This window comes from Phytoactinopolyspora halophila, from assembly GCF_003287285.1.
Taxonomy (GTDB): domain Bacteria; phylum Actinomycetota; class Actinomycetes; order Jiangellales; family Jiangellaceae; genus Phytoactinopolyspora_A; species Phytoactinopolyspora_A halophila.
On the sequence record NZ_QMIG01000016.1, the window covers coordinates 17,717 to 36,973 of the forward strand.

Consider the following 19,257-nt stretch of genomic DNA (forward strand, 5'->3'; position numbering starts at 1 on the left):
ATCCAGATGATCGAGGTGCGGGCGCTGACGAAGCGCTACGGCGACGTACAAGCGGTGACCGACCTGAGCTTCACCGTCAAACCGGGGATCGTCACGGGGTTCCTCGGGCCGAACGGCGCCGGGAAGACTACGACGATGCGGATGATCCTCGGGCTCGACCGGCCCACGTCCGGGGACGTCACGGTGGGCGGGCGCCGGTATGCCGAGCTGGGCGCCCCGCTGCGCGAGGTCGGGGCGCTGCTGGACGCCAAGGCGATGCACGGCCGGCGCAAGGCCCTGAATCACCTGCTTTGCCTGGCGCAGAGCAACGGCATCGGCCGCGATCGGGTGAAGGAGGTCTTGCATCTTGTGGGTCTCGACACCGTCGGTGACAAGCATGCCGGTACGTTCTCGCTCGGCATGGCGCAGCGGCTGGGGATCGCGGCGGCCCTGCTCGGCGACCCACCGGTGCTCATGTTCGACGAACCGGTCAACGGGCTGGACCCGGAGGGCATCCGGTGGATTCGCACGCTGATGCGGGACCTGGCTGCTGAGGGCCGCACCGTCCTGGTGTCCAGCCACCTCCTCAGTGAGATGGCACAGACGGCCGATCACCTGCTCGTCATCGGCCGCGGCGAGCTCGTCGCCGACATGCCGACCGCCGACGTCCTCGGCAACGCGGAGGCGCGGGCCGTCCTGGTACGCGTGGCCGAATCGCCCGATGAGTCGTTTCTGCAGCGGCTGACCGAGGCGGGCGCCGAGGTCACGGAGCGGGAGGACGATGCCCTGCTGGTATCCGGGCTGGACAGTGCCCACATCGGTGGCTTGGCCACCGGCAGCGGCGCGGTGCTGTCCGAGCTCACGCCCCAGCGCGTGTCGCTGGAGGAAGCATTCATGGAGCTGACCGAGGAGTACGTGGAGTATCACGGGGGCGAAGGGCAGGCGCAGCGATGAGCACGATCACGACGACACCGGCCGGGCATCTCCGGGGCGATCCGGAACCGGCATCGGAGAGCGCGAGATTCCTCCGCGTCCTGCATTCGGAGTGGACGAAGATCCGGACGTTGCGTTCCACGTTCTACACCCTCGCGGTCTTCGTCGTGCTTGCGGTAGGAATGACGGCGGTCATTACGGTGGGCTCGGGTGGCGAGTACGCGGAGATGGCAGCCGAGGAGCGAGCCGCGTTCGACCCGCTCGAACTCTCGATGTTCAGCCTGATCTTCGCCCAGCTCGCTGTCGCGGTGCTTGGAGTCCTGGTGATGACCAACGAGTACGCCACCGGGATGATCGGCCCCAGCCTCATGGCCGTACCGCGACGCGGTCACCTGCTGGCCGCCAAGACGATCGCATACACGTTGCTCGCTGGCCTTGCCGGGATTCCCACCGCGTTCGCGATGTTCCTCACCGGCCAGGTCATCCTGGACATGCAAGGTGCCCCCTCGGCCGCGCTGATCGATGACGGTGTGCTGGAGACCGTCGTGGGAGCCGGGCTGTACTTCACCGCCCTCGGTCCCATCGCGGTGTCCGTCGGCACGCTGCTGCGCTCGACCGCCGGTGGTGTGGCCACACTGGTGGCGGGGCTGCTCCTCGCGCCGAGCCTCACCGGCACGCTGCCGGAGACGTGGGCCGAGCCGGTACAGAAGTACTATCCCACCCTTGCCGGCGCACAGTTCGTCATCGACCATCCAGCCGGATTGGGACCGTGGGCCGGTTTCGGGCTCATGTGCGCGTTCGCTGCGGTTCTGGTCGCGGCCGCATTCGTCGTGTTGCGTCGGCGTGACGGGTGACATCGTGGATCGATCCCTAGACTCCCGCGTATGAGTGTGGATAGCCCGATCCCGGGCTGGATTCGCCGGGTGTGGGGCTGGTATGTGGTCCGCCAGCACCGGCTGGCGGACTGGATCCTGGCCGTCGTCGCGTACGTACCCGTGGTTATCTTCACCGTGATCCCGGGCGCGTACCAGGACGACGAGCCGAGCTCGACGCCGAGCCTGGCCTTCCGGCTCGTCCCCGAGGCGTTGCCGGACGATCCCGAACCGGATCTCGCTCAGCTGCTCGGGGATCCGATGACGGCCCCGTTCGCGGCCACGGTCATCGTGGTGGCGCCCGGCCTGACCGTGTGGGGCATCATGTACCGGCGAACACGTCCGCGCCGGCTCCTCACGGTGGCCACCGCACTGCTCTTGCTGCTGGGCAACATCGTGCCGATCGCGCTGGCGCTGTACACCTATGCCGCCTGGTTCACTGACCGCCGGCGGCTGGTCGCCTGGTCGGTGGCTGCCGTGGCCGCGCTCGTCGTCGGATTCTGGTTCGACTCCACCACCGTCGTGCTGGCGCCCGTGGCGATCGGCATCCCGCTGACGCTGGGGTTGTGGATCGGCACCCGGCGCCAGCTCGTGGCCAACCTGCGCGAGCGGGCCGCGCGTCTCGAACGTGAGCAGCAGCTCATGGCCGAGCGGGCAGCGGCGGCGGAGCGCACCCGGATCGCGGGGGAGATGCACGACGTGGTCGCGCACCGGGTCAGCCTGATGGTCGTGCACGCGGGTGGGCTGGAGGTCAACGCGGCGGAGCCGGATGTGGCGGCGACGGCGGGCCAGATCCGCCAGACCGGGCGGGATGCCTTGAGCGAACTCCGCGAGGTCCTGGGCATCCTGCGGGACGCCTCCGACGGGAATGCGGAGGCGCCGACGGCTCCGCAACCGGTGATCGCCGATCTCGAACATCTCGTCGCCGGATGGCGTTCCGCCGGCATGCGCGTGGATTACGAGCGGGCGGGGGAGGAGCGGGCGTTTCCAGTGCAGGTCGAGCGCACCGCGTACCGGGTAGTCCAGGAGGGGTTGACCAACGCCGCCAAGCACGCCGCCGGCGCTTCGGTTCGGGTCCGGCTCGACTACGGTCGCGATCAGCTGGGCGTCACGGTCGTCAACGGCCCACCGCCCCGGGGCAGCGAACCGGCCGGGGAGGAGGATGGCGAACGCCGTCGCGTTCCTGCCGGGCCGGCCCACCCGCCGGGCATGCCGCTGACGTCGGGTGGTTACGGTCTCGCCGGGCTCCGGGAGCGGACGGCTCTGGCCGGCGGCGAACTGACGGCAGGCCCATTGGGTGACGGTTCCTGGCAGATTCGGGCCACGCTCAGAGAGGTTGCGTAATGATCCGAGTGGTGATCGTGGACGACGAGCAGCTGGTCCGTTCGGGGCTGGAGATGATCCTCGATGCTGCCGACGACATCGAGGTGGCGGGGGAGGCATCCGACGGGGCCGGGGCGGTTGACGTGGCGCGTGACCTCGTGCCCGACGTCTTACTGCTGGACATCCGGATGCCCGGTGTCGACGGGCTCACCGCCGCGGCCGAGCTGGCGGCGTTGCCGAATCCGCCGAAGGTGTTGATCCTCACGACGTTCGACCTCGACGACTACGTCCACAAGGCGCTGCGCGCCGGAGCCACGGGCTTCCTGCTGAAGGACACGCCACCACGCGATCTCATTGCCGCCGTGCGCACTATCCAGGACGGTGATGCGCTGATCGCGCCGAGCGTGACAAAGCGGCTGCTGCAGCAGTTCGCGAGCGCCGCCTCGCGTGATGTCGACGCGGCTGCGCGGCGGCTGGACGTGCTGAGCGAGCGGGAGCGCGCCGTGTTGGTGGCCGTGGCCCGCGGGATGTCGAACGCCGAGGCTGGCAACGCCTTGGGCATGCGGGAAGCGACGGTGAAGGCCCACGTCAGCCGCATCTTGACCAAGCTTGACATGGCCAACCGCGTGCAGGCAGCGATCTTGGCTCACGACGCCGGTTGGGTGTGAGACTGCTGACCCTCACGGGGTATTGCACGCCCCAGGTGCGGTCGACGTATGGTCGAATCTTCGTTGTCGGAAATGCCCGCTTACCACCGCGCGTGGGCGAGGGCCGTTCGTTGCTCGAGAGGATGCGTATGAGTGTGACGTTCGACGCTGCTGTGTCCCCGTCCGCTGGCCGCCGTTTCCGGGCTTATACGGCGAGGCATCTGGATGATCTGACGGCCCGCGCGGGGCTTGACGAGGCAGAGCGGTTACGGGTGCGTGCGGTGGCCGAGGTGCTGCCGTTCCGGGTGAACGACTACGTGGTCGACGAGCTGATCGATTGGTCGGCCGCACCCGACGATCCGATGTATCGGCTCGTGTTTCCGCAGTCCGACATGCTGCCCGAACGCGATGTGTCGCGGATCGCGGAATTGCTGACCTCGGGAGCGTCGCGCCAGGAACTCACAGCGGCCGCGAACGAGGTCCGCGCGAAGCTGAACCCGCATCCCGCCGGACAGATGGAGTTGAACATTCCGTCGACGGGGGAGGAGCCGCTCAACGGGGTGCAGCACAAGTACGACGAGACGGTGCTGTTCTTTCCGAAGCAGGGCCAGACCTGCCACGCGTACTGCACTTATTGCTTCCGGTGGGCGCAGTTCGTCGGCGAGCCCGATCTGAAGATGTCGTCTGGCGACATCGATCTGCTGGTCCAGTACCTGCGGGCGCATCCCGAGGTGACCAGCGTGCTGTTTACAGGTGGAGATCCCATGATCATGGGTGAGGGGGTGCTGAACCGGTATATCGAGCCGTTGCTGGAGCTGGACCAGCTGGAGTCGATCCGGATCGGGACCAAAGCTCTGGGGTACTGGCCGCAGCGTTGGGTCACGGACCCGGATGCGGATGACACGTTGCGGCTGTTCGAGCGCGTGGTCGAGTCGGGCAAGAACCTCGCGTTCATGGCGCACTTCTCGCATCCGCGCGAGATGATGCCCCAGCTAGCGACGGAGGCGGTGCGCCGGATCAGGGATACCGGCGCGGTGATCCGTACACAGGCGCCGCTGATCCGCATGATCAATGACGACGCGGACACGTGGGCCACCATGTGGCGCACTCAGGTGCGCCAGGGCATGGTGCCGTACTACATGTTCGTGGAGCGCGACACCGGCCCCCAGGACTACTTCGCGGTGCCGCTGGCGCGCGGATACGAGATCTTCCGGCAGGCATATCAGCAGGTGTCCGGGCTGGCTCGTACGGTGCGCGGCCCGTCGATGTCGGCGACACCCGGGAAGGTGTGTGTCGACGGCGTGACCGAGGTGGCCGGCGAGAAAGTGTTCGTGTTGCACATGATCCAGGCCCGCAACCCCGACCTGGTGGGCCGGCCGTTCTTCGCGGCCTACGACGAGAACGCGGCCTGGCTGGACGATCTCAAGCCCGCCCTGGGCGCCACCGCATTCCCCTTCGAATAGGGCCGGAAACGGCTGCACGGGGGATCACCCGGTGCCCGCGCCGTCATCGAACGTCGAGGACGCAGAGGTATCCGGTGATCCCCTCGTGTTCGTGGTAGGGCCGCTCCTCGGCCTCGCGAAGCGTGGCCACCCCCGAATCGTGCAGGTGCTGGAGGTGGGCTCGGTAGCCACCGGATTCCCACACCATCGCCTGGACGGTGACGACGACATGACCGCCGGGCCGGACGACGCGGACGAATTCGTCGAGCGCGTCCGGCCCCACGTGCCCTCCGGTGAGCGTGCCGACGCAGAGGAGCGCGTCGTAGCTGGCGGCCGCGAGGTCCAGTGGCCGGGTGAGATCGGCCTTCGTGAGCTGGCGGTAGACGCCAGACTCCCGAGCCCGGGCGAGCATTCCGGTCGAGAGATCGACGCCGTCGATGGTGAGATCGGTCAGCTTCGCCAGCTCTATCCCGGCCAGCCCCGTGCCACAGCCCGCGTCGAGCACGCTCGCGGGGGCGTCGACGAGATCGGCAAGTCGCTCCGCGGCCAGTCGCGGAGCGACATAGCCCATGTCGGCGATGGTGTCGTGATCGTAGGTTTGAGCCCACTCGTCGTACACCTTCTCAGCTTCCCCCGGTCCGCTCAGGGAGTACGCGCGGGCGAGCAGGGCGTTGTCTGGCTCGGTCACGGCAGTTGCGCTCCTCGAATCGATGCATACCTATCGGCGGGCCGCGACCATGGTCGCGTCGCCGTGGTGAGGATGCATAATCGAGGAGGTCAGGGCTTGCGCGCCACCGCGCCGTACGCGTCGATGTGGGTGACGTCGTCGGATTCGGCTCGCCAGGTGGTGATCGGCACGAGTCCGGGCTCGACCATCTCCAGACCCTCGAAGCACTGGGCCAGTTGTTCCGGGCTGCGCAGGTGGTAGGGCACCCCGCCGGCTTCGGCGAGCTTCTCGCCCCCTTCGACCACGGCTGGGCCGGTGTCGGTGCCATCCCACAGCACGAGGTAGCTGCCGGACGGGAAGGGATCAATCAGCCGGGACACGATGGATCGCATCTCCTCGAAATCCGACACGTACCCGAGAACGCCCATGAACATGACTGCCACGGGCCGGTTGAAGTTCAGGACGTTGCGAGCATCGGCGAGGATGACATCCGGATTGTGATAGTCGGCATCCACGTACGCGGTTACCCCGTCCGGCGTGGTGTCGGCCAGCAACGCGCGGGCGTGAGCGAGCACCAAGGGATCGTTGTCGACGTAGACGATCCTGGAGTCAGGAGCAATGCGCTGGGCGACCTCGTGCGTGTTCTGCATGGTAGGCAGCCCGGTGCCGACATCGAGGAACTGGTTGATGCCGACCTCCCCGGCGAGGAAGCTGACGACACGGATGAGGAACTGGCGGGATTCCTTCGCCATGAGCACGATGTCGGGATAGGCCTCCGCGACCGCGTCGCCGGCATCGCGATCGGCTTGGAAGTTGTCCTTGCCGCCCATCCAGTAGTTCCAGATTCGTGCCGAATGTGGAACGCTGGTGTCGATCTCCGGAGCGGGTGGCTGATCGGATGTGTCCTTCATCCACGTTGGTGTGTCGTTCATCTGATGAGTAGCTCCTGTCTCAAGATCGTATGGGGTGAAACCCATGTAAGCAGAAGACCGGGCCACCTGGCGAGAGTTGTCCGCATGTGTTCATGAATGAGTGTCTCCACACCCTGTCTGCCCGGTATCGCCACCCCGACGTGTCCACCGGTACTGTCACGACTTGAAATCGCGCAAGATGTCGTCGAGGATCGCCGGCGTTTCGTCCGGCGGCTCGGCCTGGATGCACAATCGCTCCATCGTTCCGATGTAGTGCTCGACGTCTTCTCGCTTGTCCAGGTACAGAGCGCTGGTCAACTGCTCGACGTAGACGACGTCGGGCAGATCCTGATGCGGAAACCGCAAGATGTTGAACGCGCCGCCGGCCGCGGCATGCCCACCGAAGCGGAACGGGATCACCTGGATCCGGATGTTCGGCCGCTCGGTTGCGGCGATCAGGGCTTCGAGCTGGGCGCACATGACGGCAACGCCACCGATCGGCCGCCGCAGCGCTCCCTCGTCGATGACCGCCCACAGTTGTGGAGGCTCTTCGGAGGTGAGCAGCTTCTGCCTGGTCATGCGAAGCGTCACCCGGCGCTCGATCTCATGTGCGGGAACGTGGCTGTGCCCGAGCAGGATCACCGCTCGGGCATAGTCGGGTGTTTGGAGCAGGCCGGGAATGAATTGCACCTCATACGTCCGGATCATGGACGCTGCTGCCTCTAGCCCAAGGTAGGACTGGAACCAGCTCGGCAGGATGTCTCCGTCGTGGTGCCACCACCCGGGCGTGTTGGCTCCCTTGGCGAGCTTCAGCAGCTCGGCCCGTTCCTTCGCGTCCTCGACACCGTAGAGGGTCAGCAGGTCTTCGATGTCTCGGACCTTGAACCCGACCCGGCCGAGCTCCATGCGGCTGATTTTCGATTCGGACGCACGTATCTCCCAGCCCGCGGTCTCGCGAGTGATGCCTTGCGCCTCTCGGAGCCGACGCAAGTGCGCGCCCAATAGCATGCGCAAAACGGTCGGCCCACCAGCCGATCCGCTTTCCGGTGGTGCCGCTGTCACGGAGCCCCCCAGGTGCTCGTCGCCCAACAATGGCAATCCCCCATTGCCCCAGGTTGGATTCTAATGGCCCCGCGTTTTGCAACGGAAGTGTGACCTCGTGTTACCTCCAGGGCCCAGGTCTGTCAATGGATGAGGCTATCGAAGTCACCGTTCTTCGCGCCACGGATGAAGGCGGCGACCTCGTCGGGCGTGTAGACCAGGGCGGGCCCGCCGGGATCTCTGGAGTTCCGTACTGCGATACCGCCACCCGGGACCGTCGCGAGTTCCACACAGTTGCCGCTCGGATTGCTGAAGTGACTCTTCTGCCAGGTGGCTGTCGTCAACTCGTCCGCAGGAATGCCGTTGTACGGCTCGGTCATGGGAAACCCTTTCCCCGTGTAGGCGGTGGCGCCGCCGACGGTGCGAGACCTCTGGCTCCCTCGCCCTGCCGTGACGCCAGGTCGGACAACAAAAATGTGCGCCTGCACGTGCAGAAGCTCTTGCATTCGCACGGCATGGCGAGCATGATAGCGCATATGCACCTGCACGCGGGGCGGGTAGGAAGACCCTTGGCTCCTCGATGGCATGTCGATCGCTGTCCATGTCGTCGAGTGAACGGGTGGACGCACCGTGGCGTGGCTCGGGTGAGTCGCGGTTGCCATGCCACGCCACGGTGCGGACATCTGGATGGGGAGTTGTGCGGCACGAAGGATCACGGGACGCGGTCATGGACCTAGCTTTTTTCCTGCTCATGGGGCTGATCATCGCGTTTTGGATGGTGGCCGACCTCGTGGTGCGGCGACGTGGCCGTGCCGCGCGCAGTGCCGTTGAATCGCACGGAGAGCGCCGGCCGCGCTGACGCCACGGACGCGTCCGGGGCCAGACCGGGGACCGGTCCCGGACGCGCGGCCCGAGACCAGCAGCAATCCGGCTGGAACGACGCTCGGGCGTCAAAGAAAGGCCGCGCAGGTGTCATGGAAGTCAAGGTCTGTGCGCACGCGCGGGAGAATATGAACGTGCGTGTGAACCGCGCGCACGCGCGGGAGGAATGTGCATACGCGCGTGAGCAAGCACACGCCACCGGCGGCCGTGTCGATGGCAGCTCCGGCGGCCCGTGCTGGTAGCCTTTCTTCGAACTGACGTCCTTTAAGTCCCGTCCGGCGAGGCGGGAAAGGGGGTCCCACACAGCATGTCTCGTGACCTATCCGGCTTCCGGCCGGTGCTCAGCGACGACGAGATCGCGCGGGCACTGACCCGGATGGCCCACGAGGTCGTGGAGCGCAGCAAGGGCGCATCCGATCTCGTCGTGCTCGGTATTCCTTCCCGGGGCGTTCCACTCGCCCAGCGCCTTGCCCGGAGTATCTCCTCGGTCGAGGACATCGACGTTCCGGTGGGTGCCATCGACGTCACCATGTATCGCGACGACCTCCGCCTGCGCCCGGCGCGCGCGCTGGAGCCCACCGATATTCCCACCGGCGGCGTCGACGGCAAGATCGTGGTATTGGTCGACGACGTCTTGTACTCCGGCCGCACCATCCGGGCCGCGTTGACGGCACTCGACGACGTCGGACGGCCCCAGGCGGTCCGGCTGGCCGTCCTGGTCGATCGCGGCCACCGCGAGCTGCCGATCCGGGCGGATCACGTGGGAAAGAACCTGCCCACCTCGGTGCGCGAGAGCGTCAAGGTGCTGGTCGAGGAGGTCGACGGCCGCGATGCGGTCCTCATCGGCGCCGCCGAAGATCCGGTGGCCCACGTCGACCTGGAGGACGCCCGATGATCCGCCACCTGCTCTCGTCCTCCGACCTCACGCGCGAACAGGCGACGACGATCCTCGATACCGCCGAGGAGATGGCACGGCTCACCGAGGGACGCTCGGTGAAGAAGCTGCCCACCTTGCGCGGGCGTACCGTCGTCAATCTGTTCTTCGAGGACTCCACCCGGACCCGGACGTCATTCGAGCTGGCGGCGAAGCGGCTCTCGGCAGATGTCATCAACTTCTCGGCGAAGGGATCCAGCGTCTCCAAGGGTGAGAGCCTCAAGGACACGGCCCTCACGCTCGCGGCGATGGGCGCGGACGCCGTCGTCGTCCGCCATTCCGCGAGCGGTGCCCCGTATCGGCTCGCCGACTCCGGATGGATCGACGCCAACGTGCTCAACGCCGGCGACGGCACCCACGAACACCCGACCCAGGCGCTGCTCGATGCCTTCACGATGCGGCACCATCTCGGTGACCTGGACGGCCGCCACATCGTGATCGTCGGCGACGTGCTGCACGGCCGGGTCGCGCGCAGCAACGTCTCCTTGCTGGCCACCCTCGGTGCCCGGGTGACGGTGGTGGCGCCGCCCACTCTCCTGCCACTCGGTGTCGAGCACTGGCCGTGCGAGGTCTCGTACGATCTGGACGCCGCGCTTCCCGGAGCCTCGGCCGTGATGATGTTGCGAGTGCAGCAGGAGCGGATGAACGCCGCGTTCTTTCCCTCGGCCCGCGAATACAGCCGTCGCTACGGGCTCGACACGCAGCGCTTCGGCCGGCTCTCCGACGACGCGATCGTGCTGCACCCCGGGCCGATGAATCGCGGCATGGAGATCACCGCCGAGGTCGCGGACAGCGAGCGGTCAGTGATCGTGGAACAGGTGACCAACGGTGTCTACGTCCGGATGGCGGTGCTGTACCTGATGCTCGCGGGGGCCGGAGACGGGACGACCGGACAGGAGGGCGCGGCATGATCGTGCTGATCAAAGGTGCCCGGCTCCTGGGCGCCGAACCGACCGATCTGCTGCTGCGCGACGGCGTGATCGCCGAAATCGGTTCCGGGCTGGACGGCACGGGCGCGACGGTGATCGACGCCGGCGGTCTCGTCGCGCTGCCCGGTCTCGTCGACCTGCACACGCACCTGCGCGAGCCCGGGCGCGAGGACGCCGAGACCATAGCGTCGGGAACCCGGGCCGCCGCACTGGGCGGATTCACCGCCGTGCACGCCATGGCGAACACCGATCCGGTGGCCGACACCGCCGGTGTGGTCGAACAGGTCTGGCGGCTGGGCCGCGAGATCGGGTATGCCGACGTCCGGCCGGTCGGGGCGGTCACGGTCGGACTGGACGGGCAGCGGCTGGCCGAGCTGGGGGCGATGGCGGACTCGGCGGCCGGCGTCCGGGTGTTCTCCGACGACGGACGGTGCGTCGCCGATGCGTTGCTGATGCGGCGGGCCCTGGAGTACGTCAAGGCGTTCGGTGGCGTGATCGCCCAGCATGCCCAGGAGCCGAGGCTGACCGAGGGCGCGCAGATGAACGAGAGCGAGCTGTCGGGACGGCTGGGCCTGCGCGGCTGGCCGCGCGTCGCCGAGGAAGCGATCATCGCGAGAGACGTCATGCTCGCCGCGCATGTGGGTTCGCGGCTGCATATCTGTCACCTCTCGACCCGCGGATCGGTGGAGATCGTCCGGCTGGCCAAGCAGCGCGGCCTGCCGGTGACGGCCGAGGTCACCCCGCATCACCTGTTGCTGACCGAGGACCTGGTGGCCGGATACGACGCCCGCTACAAGGTGAACCCGCCGCTGCGCAGTGCCGACGACGTCGCCGCCGTCCGCGAGGGGCTGGCCGACGGCACCATCGACGCCGTGGCCACCGACCACGCGCCGCATCCGGTGGAGGACAAGGAATGCGAGTGGGACGCGGCGGCGTTCGGGATGCTCGGCCTGGAGACGGCACTGTCGGTGGTGCAGCACACCATGGTGGACACCGGCCTGCTGGACTGGGCCGGCGTCGCAGACCGGATGTCGTTCGCTCCCGGGCGGATCGGGAAGTGCGACGGCGGGGATTTCGCCCAGGCACGCCCCCTGGCGGCTGGCGAGCCGGCGAACGTCGTCCTCGTCGACCCATCCGCATCGCGTACCGTCGATCCCGCCGCGTCGGTGTCGCTTTCCCGGAACAATCCGTATGAGGGCCGCAAGCTGCCCGGCAGCGTCGTGGCCACGTTCCTGCGTGGGTTTCCGGTGGTGGAGAACGGGGAACTCACGCAGAGCTCGATCCAGAAGGGCATGAGATGACGACACGCAGCCCAGCGCTGCTGGTTCTCGAAGACGGGCGGACGTTTCGGGGAGAGTCCTACGGTGCCCGGGGCGAGACGTTCGGTGAGGCGGTCTTCGCCACCGGCATGACGGGCTACCAGGAGACCCTCACCGATCCGTCCTACCACAAACAGGTGGTGGTGCAGACCGCGCCGCACATCGGCAATACCGGGGTGAACGACGACGACCCCGAGTCCGGGCGCATCTGGGTGTCCGGTTATGTGGTCCGCGATCCGGCGCGGCGGGCGTCGTCGTGGCGTTCCCGCCGCGGCCTCGAGGAGGAGCTGGAAGCGCAGGGCGTGGTCGGAATTTGCGAGGTGGATACCCGCGCATTGACCCGGCACCTGCGCGAGCGCGGGGCCATGCGGGTGGGCGTGTCCACCACCGAGACCGACCCGCAGGCGCTGCTGCGCCGGGTCCTGGACAGCCCGCCGATGCACGGCGCCGACCTGGCCGGGGACGTGTCCACCTCAGCCGCCTACGTGGTGCCGGCGCAGGGGCAGCGGCGGTTCCGGGTGGCCGCGCTGGATCTGGGGATCAAGACGATGACGCCGCGGCGGATGGCCGAACGCGGCATCGAGGTCCACGTGCTGCCCGCGTCGTCGACGATCGACGATGTGCTGGCTGTGGAGCCGGACGGGCTGTTCTACTCGAACGGGCCCGGCGATCCCGAGACCGCCGACGGGCCGGTGCGGGTGTTGCAACAGGCGCTGGAGCGGCGGCTGCCGTACTTCGGGATCTGCTTCGGCAATCAGGTGTTCGGCCGGGCACTCGGGTTCGGCACGTACAAGCTCGACTACGGACACCGCGGAATCAATCAGCCGGTGCAGGACCGCGTGACCGGCAAGGTGGAGGTCACCGCGCACAATCACGGGTTCGCCGTCGACGCGCCACTGGACCGGCCCACCGGCACGCCGTACGGACGCGCCGAGGTCAGCCACGTGTGCCTGAACGACGACGTCGTGGAAGGGCTGACGTTGACCGGCGACGACGGCTCGCTGCGCGGCTTCTCGGTGCAGTACCACCCGGAGGCGGCTGCCGGTCCGCACGACGCGGCCTACCTCTTCGACAGGTTTGTCGCGTTGTTAAAGCAAGCCCAGCGAGGAGATCGCGATGGCTCATGAGTCCCAGCCGATGCGGATCAACCAGCTGCGTATCCAGAACTACCGGACGCTGCGGGATGTGACGTTCAAGGAACTCGCGCCGCTGACCGTGTTGTGTGGTCCCAACGGCAGCGGGAAGTCCACCGTGTTCGACGTATTCGCGTTCTTGTACGACGCGTTCACCTCGGGGCTGCGGGCGTCGTGGGATCGCCGGAACCGCATCAGCGAGATCCGTAGCCGAGGGTCGACCGGTCCGGTGACCTTCGAGCTGAAGTACCGGGCGTCGATCAGTGGCGGCAATCCACGGCTCGTGACCTACCGGCTCGCCGTGGACGAACGCGCCGGAGTTCCAGTGGTCGTCGAGGAGAAACTGCAGTGGACGACGGCTCTGGGTTCGGGTCGGCCGCGCGACATCCTGAGTTTCGAAAACGGCCGAGGCACGACGTGGGACGAGGAGACGGGTGAGGCCACGACCGAAGAGTTGGCGAGTCCTGATCTGCTGGCGGTGTCGGCCCTGGGACAGTTTCAAAGTCATCCCAGGGTGAAGGTCCTGCGGGACTTCATCACGGGCTGGTACCTGTCTTATCTTTCGGTCGATGATACCCGCAATATTCCCACGGCAGGACCAGCTCGTCGGTTGAGCCAAACCGGTGACAATCTCCCGAACGTCGTTCAATACCTCCAAGAGAACCATCCTGACCGGCTGAACGAGATCTTCGAGGTGCTCGCTCGGCGTGTTCCGTGGCTGGAGCGGGTTGAGTCGGAGACTCTCGCCGACGGTCGGCTCTTGCTTCGCCTCAAGGACGCCCCGTTCTCCGAACCGGTCCTGTCGCGCTACGTCAGTGATGGAACGTTGAAGCTCCTGGCCTACCTCATCGTTCTGTACGATCCCGAACCCCCCACTGTGATCGGTATCGAGGAGCCGGAGAACCAGCTTCATCCGAAGCTCCTTCCGATCCTCGCCGAGGAGATCCGGCAGGTGTCGTCACGCTCTCAGGTCCTGGTGACGACCCATTCGCCGGAGTTCGTCAATGAGATCCGACCGAAGGAGCTCTGGACAATTTCCCGCGGCGCGGACGGTTATGCCGGAGTGCGCCGAGCGAGCGATGACGAGAAGGTTTTGGCCATGGTCAAACAGGGTGCACAGCTGGGTTGGCTGTGGAATGAGGGGTACCTGACGTCGGCCGACCCCGCGGACGTCTGATGGCCATTGAACATCTCGAGTTCCTCGTCGAGGAGCGGTCCATGAAGGTCGCGTTGACGGTCCTGTTGAAAAAAATAGTCCCGGGAGTACCGGCAGAAATCCACGCTTTCCAAGGCAAGCCAGATCTTTTGGGCAAGCTGGATCGCTACCTGGCGGGTTACCGGCATTGGATTTCCGACGCCAGCGCCGCCGTTGTCGTGGTCGTCGACCGGGACAGCGAGAACTGTCATGAGCTCAAAGGGCAACTGGAGGCTGCGGCACAAAATGCCGGTCTGGCCACGCCGTCGACACGTGGATATGAGCCCACGCGTGTCCTGAACCGAATTGCCGTACATGAGCTTGAGGCATGGTTCATCGGAGACGTCTCAGCTCTGGTCAACGCATATCCGGGTGTGCCTTCGACGCTCGGGCAGCGGCGGGGTTTCCGCGATCCCGACTCCATCGCCCATGCCTGGGAACGGTTGCAGACGATCTTGAACGAGGCGGGTCACCACCGGGGCGGATTGCAGAAATTGCGGGCTGCGCAGGACATCGCCGCGTACATGGATGTTGAGAATAACCGTTCGGTCAGCTTCCAGCAGTTCCGGGACGGCCTGCGCCGTCTCGTTGAGGAGACAGCACATGCCGCGTAGAACTGATATTTCGAGCGTTCTGGTGATCGGTTCGGGTCCGATCGTGATCGGGCAGGCGTGCGAGTTCGATTACTCGGGCACGCAGGCGTGCCGGGTGCTCAAGGCCGAGGGCCTGCGGGTGATCCTGGTGAACAGCAACCCGGCGACGATCATGACGGATCCGGAGATGGCGGATGCGACGTATGTGGAGCCGATCACTCCGGAGTTCGTCGAGCAGGTCATCGAGTACGAGCGCCCGGACGCGCTGTTGGCCACGCTGGGCGGGCAGACGGCGTTGAACGCGGCGGTGGCGCTGCACCGGTCGGGCGCGCTGGAGCGTTACGGTGTCGAGCTGATCGGGGCGTCGATCGAGGCCATCGAGCGGGGTGAGAACCGGGATTCGTTCAAGCGGATCGTCGACGAGATCGGCGGGCAGACGGCGCGTTCGGCGATCTGCCATTCGATGCAGGAGTGCCTGGAGGCCGTGGAGAAGCTGGGCTATCCGGTGGTGGTGCGTCCCTCGTACACCATGGGTGGTGCCGGTTCGGGCATGGCCTTCGACGAGGACGACCTGCACCGCATCGCGGGGACTGGCCTGGCGTTGTCTCCGAGTACCGAGGTGCTGCTGGAGGAGTCCATCCTCGGGTGGAAGGAGTACGAGCTGGAGGTCATGCGCGATCACGCGGACAACGTGGTGATCGTGTGCTCCATCGAGAACGTCGATCCGATGGGGGTGCACACCGGCGATTCCGTGACGGTGGCCCCGGCGATGACGTTGACTGACCGCGAGTACCAGGTGATGCGGGATCAGGCGATCGCCGTCATCCGGGCGGTCGGTGTGGACACCGGCGGGTGCAACATCCAGTTCGCGGTCGATCCGGCCACCGGGCGGATGATCATCATCGAGATGAATCCCCGGGTGTCGCGGTCGTCGGCGCTGGCGTCGAAGGCCACGGGTTTTCCCATCGCGAAGATCGCCGCGAAGGTCGCGCTCGGCTACACGCTGGATGAGATCCCGAACGACATCACCGGCGAGACCCCGGCGTCGTTCGAGCCGACACTGGACTACGTCGTCGTCAAGGTGCCGCGGTTCGCGTTCGAGAAATTCCCCGCGGCCGAGACCAGCCTGACCACGCACATGAAGAGCGTGGGGGAGGCGATGGCGATCGGCCGGAACTTCACTGAAGCGCTGCAGAAGGCGTTGCGCTCCGCCGAGAAGCCGGAAGCACCGTTCGAGTTCGCTGCCGAGCCTGGCGAGATGGGCGAGTTGCTCCGCGCGATCGCCCGGCCGTACGACGGCCGGTTGCGGGACACGGTCGACGCGCTGCGCGCGGGCGCCGACGTGGAACAGGTGAGCAAGGCGACGGGCATCGACCCCTGGTTCGTGGATCAGCTGGCGCTGCTGTGCGAGGTCGCCGACGACGTCCGCGCGATCGATCACGTGACGCCGGAGCTGCTGCGCCACGCCAAGCGGCACGGCTTCTCCGACGCGCAGCTCGCGGCGCTGCGTGGCACCCGCGCCGACGTCATCCGGGGCGTGCGGGAGGCGCTGGGGGTGCGGCCGGTCTTCAAGACCGTGGACACCTGCGCCGCCGAGTTCGCCGCGCGCACGCCGTATCACTACTCGTCCTACGACGAGGAGACCGAGGTGAGCGCGCGGGAGCGCCCGGCGGTGATCATCTTGGGCAGCGGGCCGAACCGGATCGGGCAGGGCATCGAGTTCGACTATTCCTGCGTGCATGCGGCCATGGCGCTGGGTGACGCCGGCTACGAGACGGTCATGGTCAACTGCAACCCGGAGACCGTGTCCACCGACTACGACACCTCCGACCGGTTGTATTTCGAGCCGCTGACCCTGGAAGACGTGCTGGAAGTCGTCCATGCCGAGCAGCAGGCCGGTCCGGTGGCCGGTGTGATCGTGCAGCTCGGCGGGCAGACGCCGCTCAAACTCGCCCGCGAGCTTGAGCAGGCGGGGGTGCCGATCGTCGGCACCACACCGGGAGCGATCAACCTGGCGGAGGAGCGCGGCGCGTTCGGCCGGGTGCTGCACGCGGCCGGGCTGCCCGCGCCCAAGCACGGTACGGCCTCCTCGTACACCGAGGCGCGCGAGATCGCCGCCGACATCGGCTACCCCGTGCTGGTGCGCCCCTCCTACGTGCTGGGCGGGCGCGGCATGGAGATCGTCTACGACGACGCGTCGCTGTCCGAGTACATCTCCCGGGCCACCGATGCCAGCCCGGAGCACCCCGTGCTGGTGGACCGCTTCCTCGACGACGCGGTCGAGATCGACGTGGATGCCCTCTACGACGGGCACGAGCTGTACCTGGGTGGCGTGATGGAGCACATCGAGGAGGCCGGCGTCCATTCCGGCGATTCCGCGTGCGCGCTGCCGCCGACCACGCTGGGCCCGGAGGAGCTGCTGCGCATCCGCGAGTCCACCGAGGCGATCGCGCGTGGCGTCGGCGTGCGTGGCCTGCTGAACGTGCAGTACGCACTGGCCGGGGACGTGCTGTACGTGCTGGAGGCCAACCCGCGCGCGTCGCGTACCGTCCCGTTCGTGTCCAAGGCGACGGCGGTGCCGCTGGCCAAGGCGGCGTCCCGGCTGATGCTGGGGAGCACGATCGCCGAGCTGCGCGGCGAGGGGATGCTGCCCGCCTCCGGGGATGCCGTCGACCTGCCTGCCGACGCCCCGGTGGCGGTCAAGGAGGCGGTGATGCCGTTCAACCGCTTCCGCATGCCCGACGGGCGCACCGTCGACACGCTGCTCGGACCGGAGATGCGCTCCACCGGCGAGGTTATGGGCATCGACGAGCTGTTCGGCACCGCGTTCGCGAAATCCCAGGTGGCCGCGTTCGGTGCGCTGCCGGTCCGGGGAACGGTGTTCGTCTCCCTGGCCAACCGCGACAAACGGCACATGATCTTCCCGGTCAAACGCCTGGCCGATCTCGGCTTCGACATCCTGGCCACGGCCGGCACGGCCGAAGTGCTGCGCCGCAACGGCGTCACCGCCGACGTTGTCCGCAAACGCTGGGTGGGCAGCGAGCCCGACGGCACCCCCACCATCATCGGGCGCATCCTGGCCGGTGACGTCGACCTCATCATCAACACGCCCAGCGGCACCACCGTCTCCGGGAACCCCCGCGCCGACGGCTACGAGATCCGCACCGCCGCCATCCAGGCCAACGTCCCCTGCGTCACCACCGTGCAGGGCCTGGCTGCCGCCGTGCAGGGCATCGAGGCGCAGCTGGCGGGCTCGGTGGGGGTGCGCTGCCTGCAATCCTGGGCGCGGCGTAGCGTCATTCGCGCGGAGCGGCAGGCAACCCCGTGAGTAGGCGATACCGGCGGCTCTTCGACACGGTGCTGTCGCGCCTCGACGCGGAGCGGGTGCACCGCGTGGCGGTGGGCGCGCTGCGCGTGGTCTCGCGCGTGCCGGGCGTGGCGCCGGTGGCCTGGCGCAAGACCATCCGCCACGATCCCGACACCGGGGTGGAGGTGTTCGGCCTGCGGTTTCCTGGCCGGCTCGGGCTGGCCGCCGGCTTCGACAAGAACGCCGTGGGCGTGGACGCCCTCGCCGCGCTGGGTTTCGCGTTCGTCGAGGTCGGGACGGTCACGGGCCGCGCGCAGCCGGGGAATCCCCGGCCCCGGCTGCACCGGCTGATGCGCGATCGGGCAATCGTCAACCGGATGGGATTCAACAACGACGGCGCGGCCGTCGTGGCGGCCCGGCTGGCGCGTCGTCGTCGGAGGCGGCGCGCCCTTCCGGTCGTAGTCGGCGTGAACATCGGCAAGACGAAGGCGGTACCCGAAGACGAGGCGGTCGCCGACTACGAGGCCAGCACCCGGATGCTGGCGCCGTACGCGGATTACCTCGTGGTGAACGTCAGCTCACCCAACACGCCCGGCTTGCGCGACCTGCAGGCCGTCGCGCAGTTACGCCCGTTGGTGACGGCCGTGCGGGCGCAAGCCGACGCGGTGAGCTCGCGGCGGGTGCCGCTGCTGGTGAAGATCGCCCCGGATCTCAGTGACGATGACGTGCTGGCCGTGGCCGATCTGGCGGTGGAGGTGGGCCTGGACGGCATCATTGCCACGAACACCACCATCTCGCGGGACGGGTTGTCGTCGTCGCCGGAGGAGGTCGACGCGGCGGGCGCGGGCGGCGTGTCCGGTGCGCCGCTGGCGAAACGGTCGTTGGAGGTGCTGTTGCTGCTGTCGCGCCACCTGGATGCGGTGGTCGACGAGGCGAGTGCGGCGGACCCGGACGCGACCCGCCGCCCGGTGCTGATCTCGGCCGGTGGGATCGAAACCGCCGAGGACGCCTACGAGCGGCTGCGCGCCGGCGCGACGCTGGTGCAGGCGTACACGGCGTTCGTGTACGGCGGGCCGTCCTGGCCGTCGCGAGTCCAGCACCGCCTCGATTCCATGATCATGAACGCTCGTCGTTCCATGTAGTCGCCTAG

17 protein-coding genes are annotated in these 19,257 nt (G+C 67.5%); 13 read left to right on the top strand and 4 right to left on the bottom strand.

Annotated features, from left to right (window positions below; genetic code table 11):
* Positions 1-6: 6 nt before the first annotated feature.
* The 5 genes from DPM12_RS14565 (at position 7) to DPM12_RS14585 (ending at position 5,217) form a co-directional block, all read left to right on the top strand.
* Positions 7-933: an ATP-binding cassette domain-containing protein gene (locus DPM12_RS14565; protein ID WP_112259067.1), complete on the top strand. Its 927-nt coding sequence runs from the start codon at positions 7-9 to the stop codon at positions 931-933.
* A complete protein-coding gene (locus DPM12_RS14570; RefSeq protein WP_112259068.1) occupies positions 930-1,766 on the top strand; it encodes an ABC transporter permease in 837 nt (278 codons plus the stop codon). Before DPM12_RS14565 ends, DPM12_RS14570 begins: the two co-directional genes overlap by 4 nt.
* Before the next feature lie 30 nt (positions 1,767-1,796).
* Positions 1,797-3,128: a sensor histidine kinase gene (locus DPM12_RS14575; RefSeq protein ID WP_112259069.1), complete on the top strand. Its 1,332-nt coding sequence runs from the start codon at positions 1,797-1,799 to the stop codon at positions 3,126-3,128.
* Positions 3,128-3,775: a response regulator gene (locus DPM12_RS14580; protein WP_112259070.1), complete on the top strand. Its 648-nt coding sequence runs from the start codon at positions 3,128-3,130 to the stop codon at positions 3,773-3,775. Before DPM12_RS14575 ends, DPM12_RS14580 begins: the two co-directional genes overlap by 1 nt.
* A gap of 128 nt (positions 3,776-3,903) precedes the next feature.
* Complete coding sequence (locus DPM12_RS14585) at positions 3,904-5,217, top strand: KamA family radical SAM protein (protein ID WP_112259071.1); 1,314 nt, start codon at positions 3,904-3,906, stop codon at positions 5,215-5,217.
* Positions 5,218-5,260: 43 nt separating this feature from the next.
* Here DPM12_RS14585 and DPM12_RS14590 read toward each other — a convergent pair whose 3' ends face one another.
* The 4 genes from DPM12_RS14590 to DPM12_RS14605 form a co-directional block, all read right to left on the bottom strand.
* On the bottom strand, positions 5,261-5,884 hold the full coding sequence (locus DPM12_RS14590) for a class I SAM-dependent DNA methyltransferase (protein WP_112259072.1): 624 nt from the start codon (positions 5,882-5,884) through the stop codon (positions 5,261-5,263).
* A gap of 89 nt (positions 5,885-5,973) precedes the next feature.
* On the bottom strand, positions 5,974-6,795 hold the full coding sequence (locus DPM12_RS14595) for an SAM-dependent methyltransferase (RefSeq protein WP_211658999.1): 822 nt from the start codon (positions 6,793-6,795) through the stop codon (positions 5,974-5,976).
* Between the two features lie 156 nt (positions 6,796-6,951).
* Positions 6,952-7,782, bottom strand: a complete 831-nt coding sequence (locus tag DPM12_RS14600) for a helix-turn-helix domain-containing protein (protein ID WP_112259073.1) — start codon at positions 7,780-7,782, stop codon at positions 6,952-6,954.
* 176 nt (positions 7,783-7,958) lie between these two features.
* On the bottom strand, positions 7,959-8,195 hold the full coding sequence (locus DPM12_RS14605) for a DUF397 domain-containing protein (RefSeq protein WP_112259074.1): 237 nt from the start codon (positions 8,193-8,195) through the stop codon (positions 7,959-7,961).
* Positions 8,196-9,004: 809 nt separating this feature from the next.
* On the opposite strand from DPM12_RS14605, the gene pyrR reads away from it, so the two are divergent.
* Genes pyrR through DPM12_RS14645 form a run of 8 tightly spaced genes read left to right on the top strand, consistent with a single transcriptional unit; the run spans position 9,005 to position 19,249 of the window.
* Positions 9,005-9,592 (top strand): bifunctional pyr operon transcriptional regulator/uracil phosphoribosyltransferase PyrR, encoded by a 588-nt coding sequence (gene pyrR / locus DPM12_RS14610; protein ID WP_112259075.1) that lies wholly within the window; start codon positions 9,005-9,007, stop codon positions 9,590-9,592.
* Positions 9,589-10,542: an aspartate carbamoyltransferase catalytic subunit gene (locus tag DPM12_RS14615; RefSeq protein ID WP_112259076.1), complete on the top strand. Its 954-nt coding sequence runs from the start codon at positions 9,589-9,591 to the stop codon at positions 10,540-10,542. The genes pyrR and DPM12_RS14615 overlap by 4 nt, the downstream gene beginning before the upstream one ends.
* Positions 10,539-11,861: a dihydroorotase gene (locus tag DPM12_RS14620; protein ID WP_112259077.1), complete on the top strand. Its 1,323-nt coding sequence runs from the start codon at positions 10,539-10,541 to the stop codon at positions 11,859-11,861. The genes DPM12_RS14615 and DPM12_RS14620 overlap by 4 nt, the downstream gene beginning before the upstream one ends.
* The gene (gene carA, locus DPM12_RS14625; RefSeq protein ID WP_112259078.1) at positions 11,858-13,006 is read left to right on the top strand and encodes a glutamine-hydrolyzing carbamoyl-phosphate synthase small subunit; all 1,149 of its coding nucleotides are present in this window, start codon (positions 11,858-11,860) and stop codon (positions 13,004-13,006) included. Before DPM12_RS14620 ends, carA begins: the two co-directional genes overlap by 4 nt.
* Complete coding sequence (locus DPM12_RS14630; RefSeq protein ID WP_112259079.1) at positions 12,996-14,189, top strand: AAA family ATPase; 1,194 nt, start codon at positions 12,996-12,998, stop codon at positions 14,187-14,189. The genes carA and DPM12_RS14630 overlap by 11 nt, the downstream gene beginning before the upstream one ends.
* On the top strand, positions 14,189-14,821 hold the full coding sequence (locus DPM12_RS14635) for a DUF4276 family protein (RefSeq protein ID WP_112259080.1): 633 nt from the start codon (positions 14,189-14,191) through the stop codon (positions 14,819-14,821). The genes DPM12_RS14630 and DPM12_RS14635 overlap by 1 nt, the downstream gene beginning before the upstream one ends.
* Positions 14,811-18,128 carry a carbamoyl-phosphate synthase large subunit gene (gene carB / locus DPM12_RS14640; protein ID WP_112259081.1) on the top strand — a complete coding sequence of 1,106 codons (3,318 nt, stop codon included), beginning with the start codon at positions 14,811-14,813 and terminating at the stop codon, positions 18,126-18,128. Before DPM12_RS14635 ends, carB begins: the two co-directional genes overlap by 11 nt.
* Positions 18,125-19,249 (top strand): quinone-dependent dihydroorotate dehydrogenase, encoded by a 1,125-nt coding sequence (locus DPM12_RS14645; protein WP_112259082.1) that lies wholly within the window; start codon positions 18,125-18,127, stop codon positions 19,247-19,249. Before carB ends, DPM12_RS14645 begins: the two co-directional genes overlap by 4 nt.
* Positions 19,250-19,257 lie beyond the last annotated feature (8 nt).

What these genes read in the sequence shown, in the direction of transcription:
- DPM12_RS14565 (WP_112259067.1), top strand. Translation starts at nt 7, where the DNA reads ATGATCGAGGTGCGGGCGCTGACGAAGCGCTACGGCGACGTACAAGCG.
- DPM12_RS14570 (WP_112259068.1), top strand. Translation starts at nt 930, where the DNA reads ATGAGCACGATCACGACGACACCGGCCGGGCATCTCCGGGGCGATCCG.
- DPM12_RS14575 (WP_112259069.1), top strand. Translation starts at nt 1,797, where the DNA reads ATGAGTGTGGATAGCCCGATCCCGGGCTGGATTCGCCGGGTGTGGGGC.
- DPM12_RS14580 (WP_112259070.1), top strand. Translation starts at nt 3,128, where the DNA reads ATGATCCGAGTGGTGATCGTGGACGACGAGCAGCTGGTCCGTTCGGGG.
- DPM12_RS14585 (WP_112259071.1), top strand. Translation starts at nt 3,904, where the DNA reads ATGAGTGTGACGTTCGACGCTGCTGTGTCCCCGTCCGCTGGCCGCCGT.
- DPM12_RS14595 (WP_211658999.1), bottom strand. Translation starts at nt 6,795, where the DNA reads ATGAACGACACACCAACGTGGATGAAGGACACATCCGATCAGCCACCC.
- DPM12_RS14600 (WP_112259073.1), bottom strand. Translation starts at nt 7,782, where the DNA reads ATGCTATTGGGCGCGCACTTGCGTCGGCTCCGAGAGGCGCAAGGCATC.
- DPM12_RS14605 (WP_112259074.1), bottom strand. Translation starts at nt 8,195, where the DNA reads ATGACCGAGCCGTACAACGGCATTCCTGCGGACGAGTTGACGACAGCC.
- pyrR (WP_112259075.1), top strand. Translation starts at nt 9,005, where the DNA reads ATGTCTCGTGACCTATCCGGCTTCCGGCCGGTGCTCAGCGACGACGAG.
- DPM12_RS14615 (WP_112259076.1), top strand. Translation starts at nt 9,589, where the DNA reads ATGATCCGCCACCTGCTCTCGTCCTCCGACCTCACGCGCGAACAGGCG.
- DPM12_RS14620 (WP_112259077.1), top strand. Translation starts at nt 10,539, where the DNA reads ATGATCGTGCTGATCAAAGGTGCCCGGCTCCTGGGCGCCGAACCGACC.
- carA (WP_112259078.1), top strand. Translation starts at nt 11,858, where the DNA reads ATGACGACACGCAGCCCAGCGCTGCTGGTTCTCGAAGACGGGCGGACG.
- DPM12_RS14630 (WP_112259079.1), top strand. Translation starts at nt 12,996, where the DNA reads ATGGCTCATGAGTCCCAGCCGATGCGGATCAACCAGCTGCGTATCCAG.
- DPM12_RS14635 (WP_112259080.1), top strand. Translation starts at nt 14,189, where the DNA reads ATGGCCATTGAACATCTCGAGTTCCTCGTCGAGGAGCGGTCCATGAAG.
- carB (WP_112259081.1), top strand. Translation starts at nt 14,811, where the DNA reads ATGCCGCGTAGAACTGATATTTCGAGCGTTCTGGTGATCGGTTCGGGT.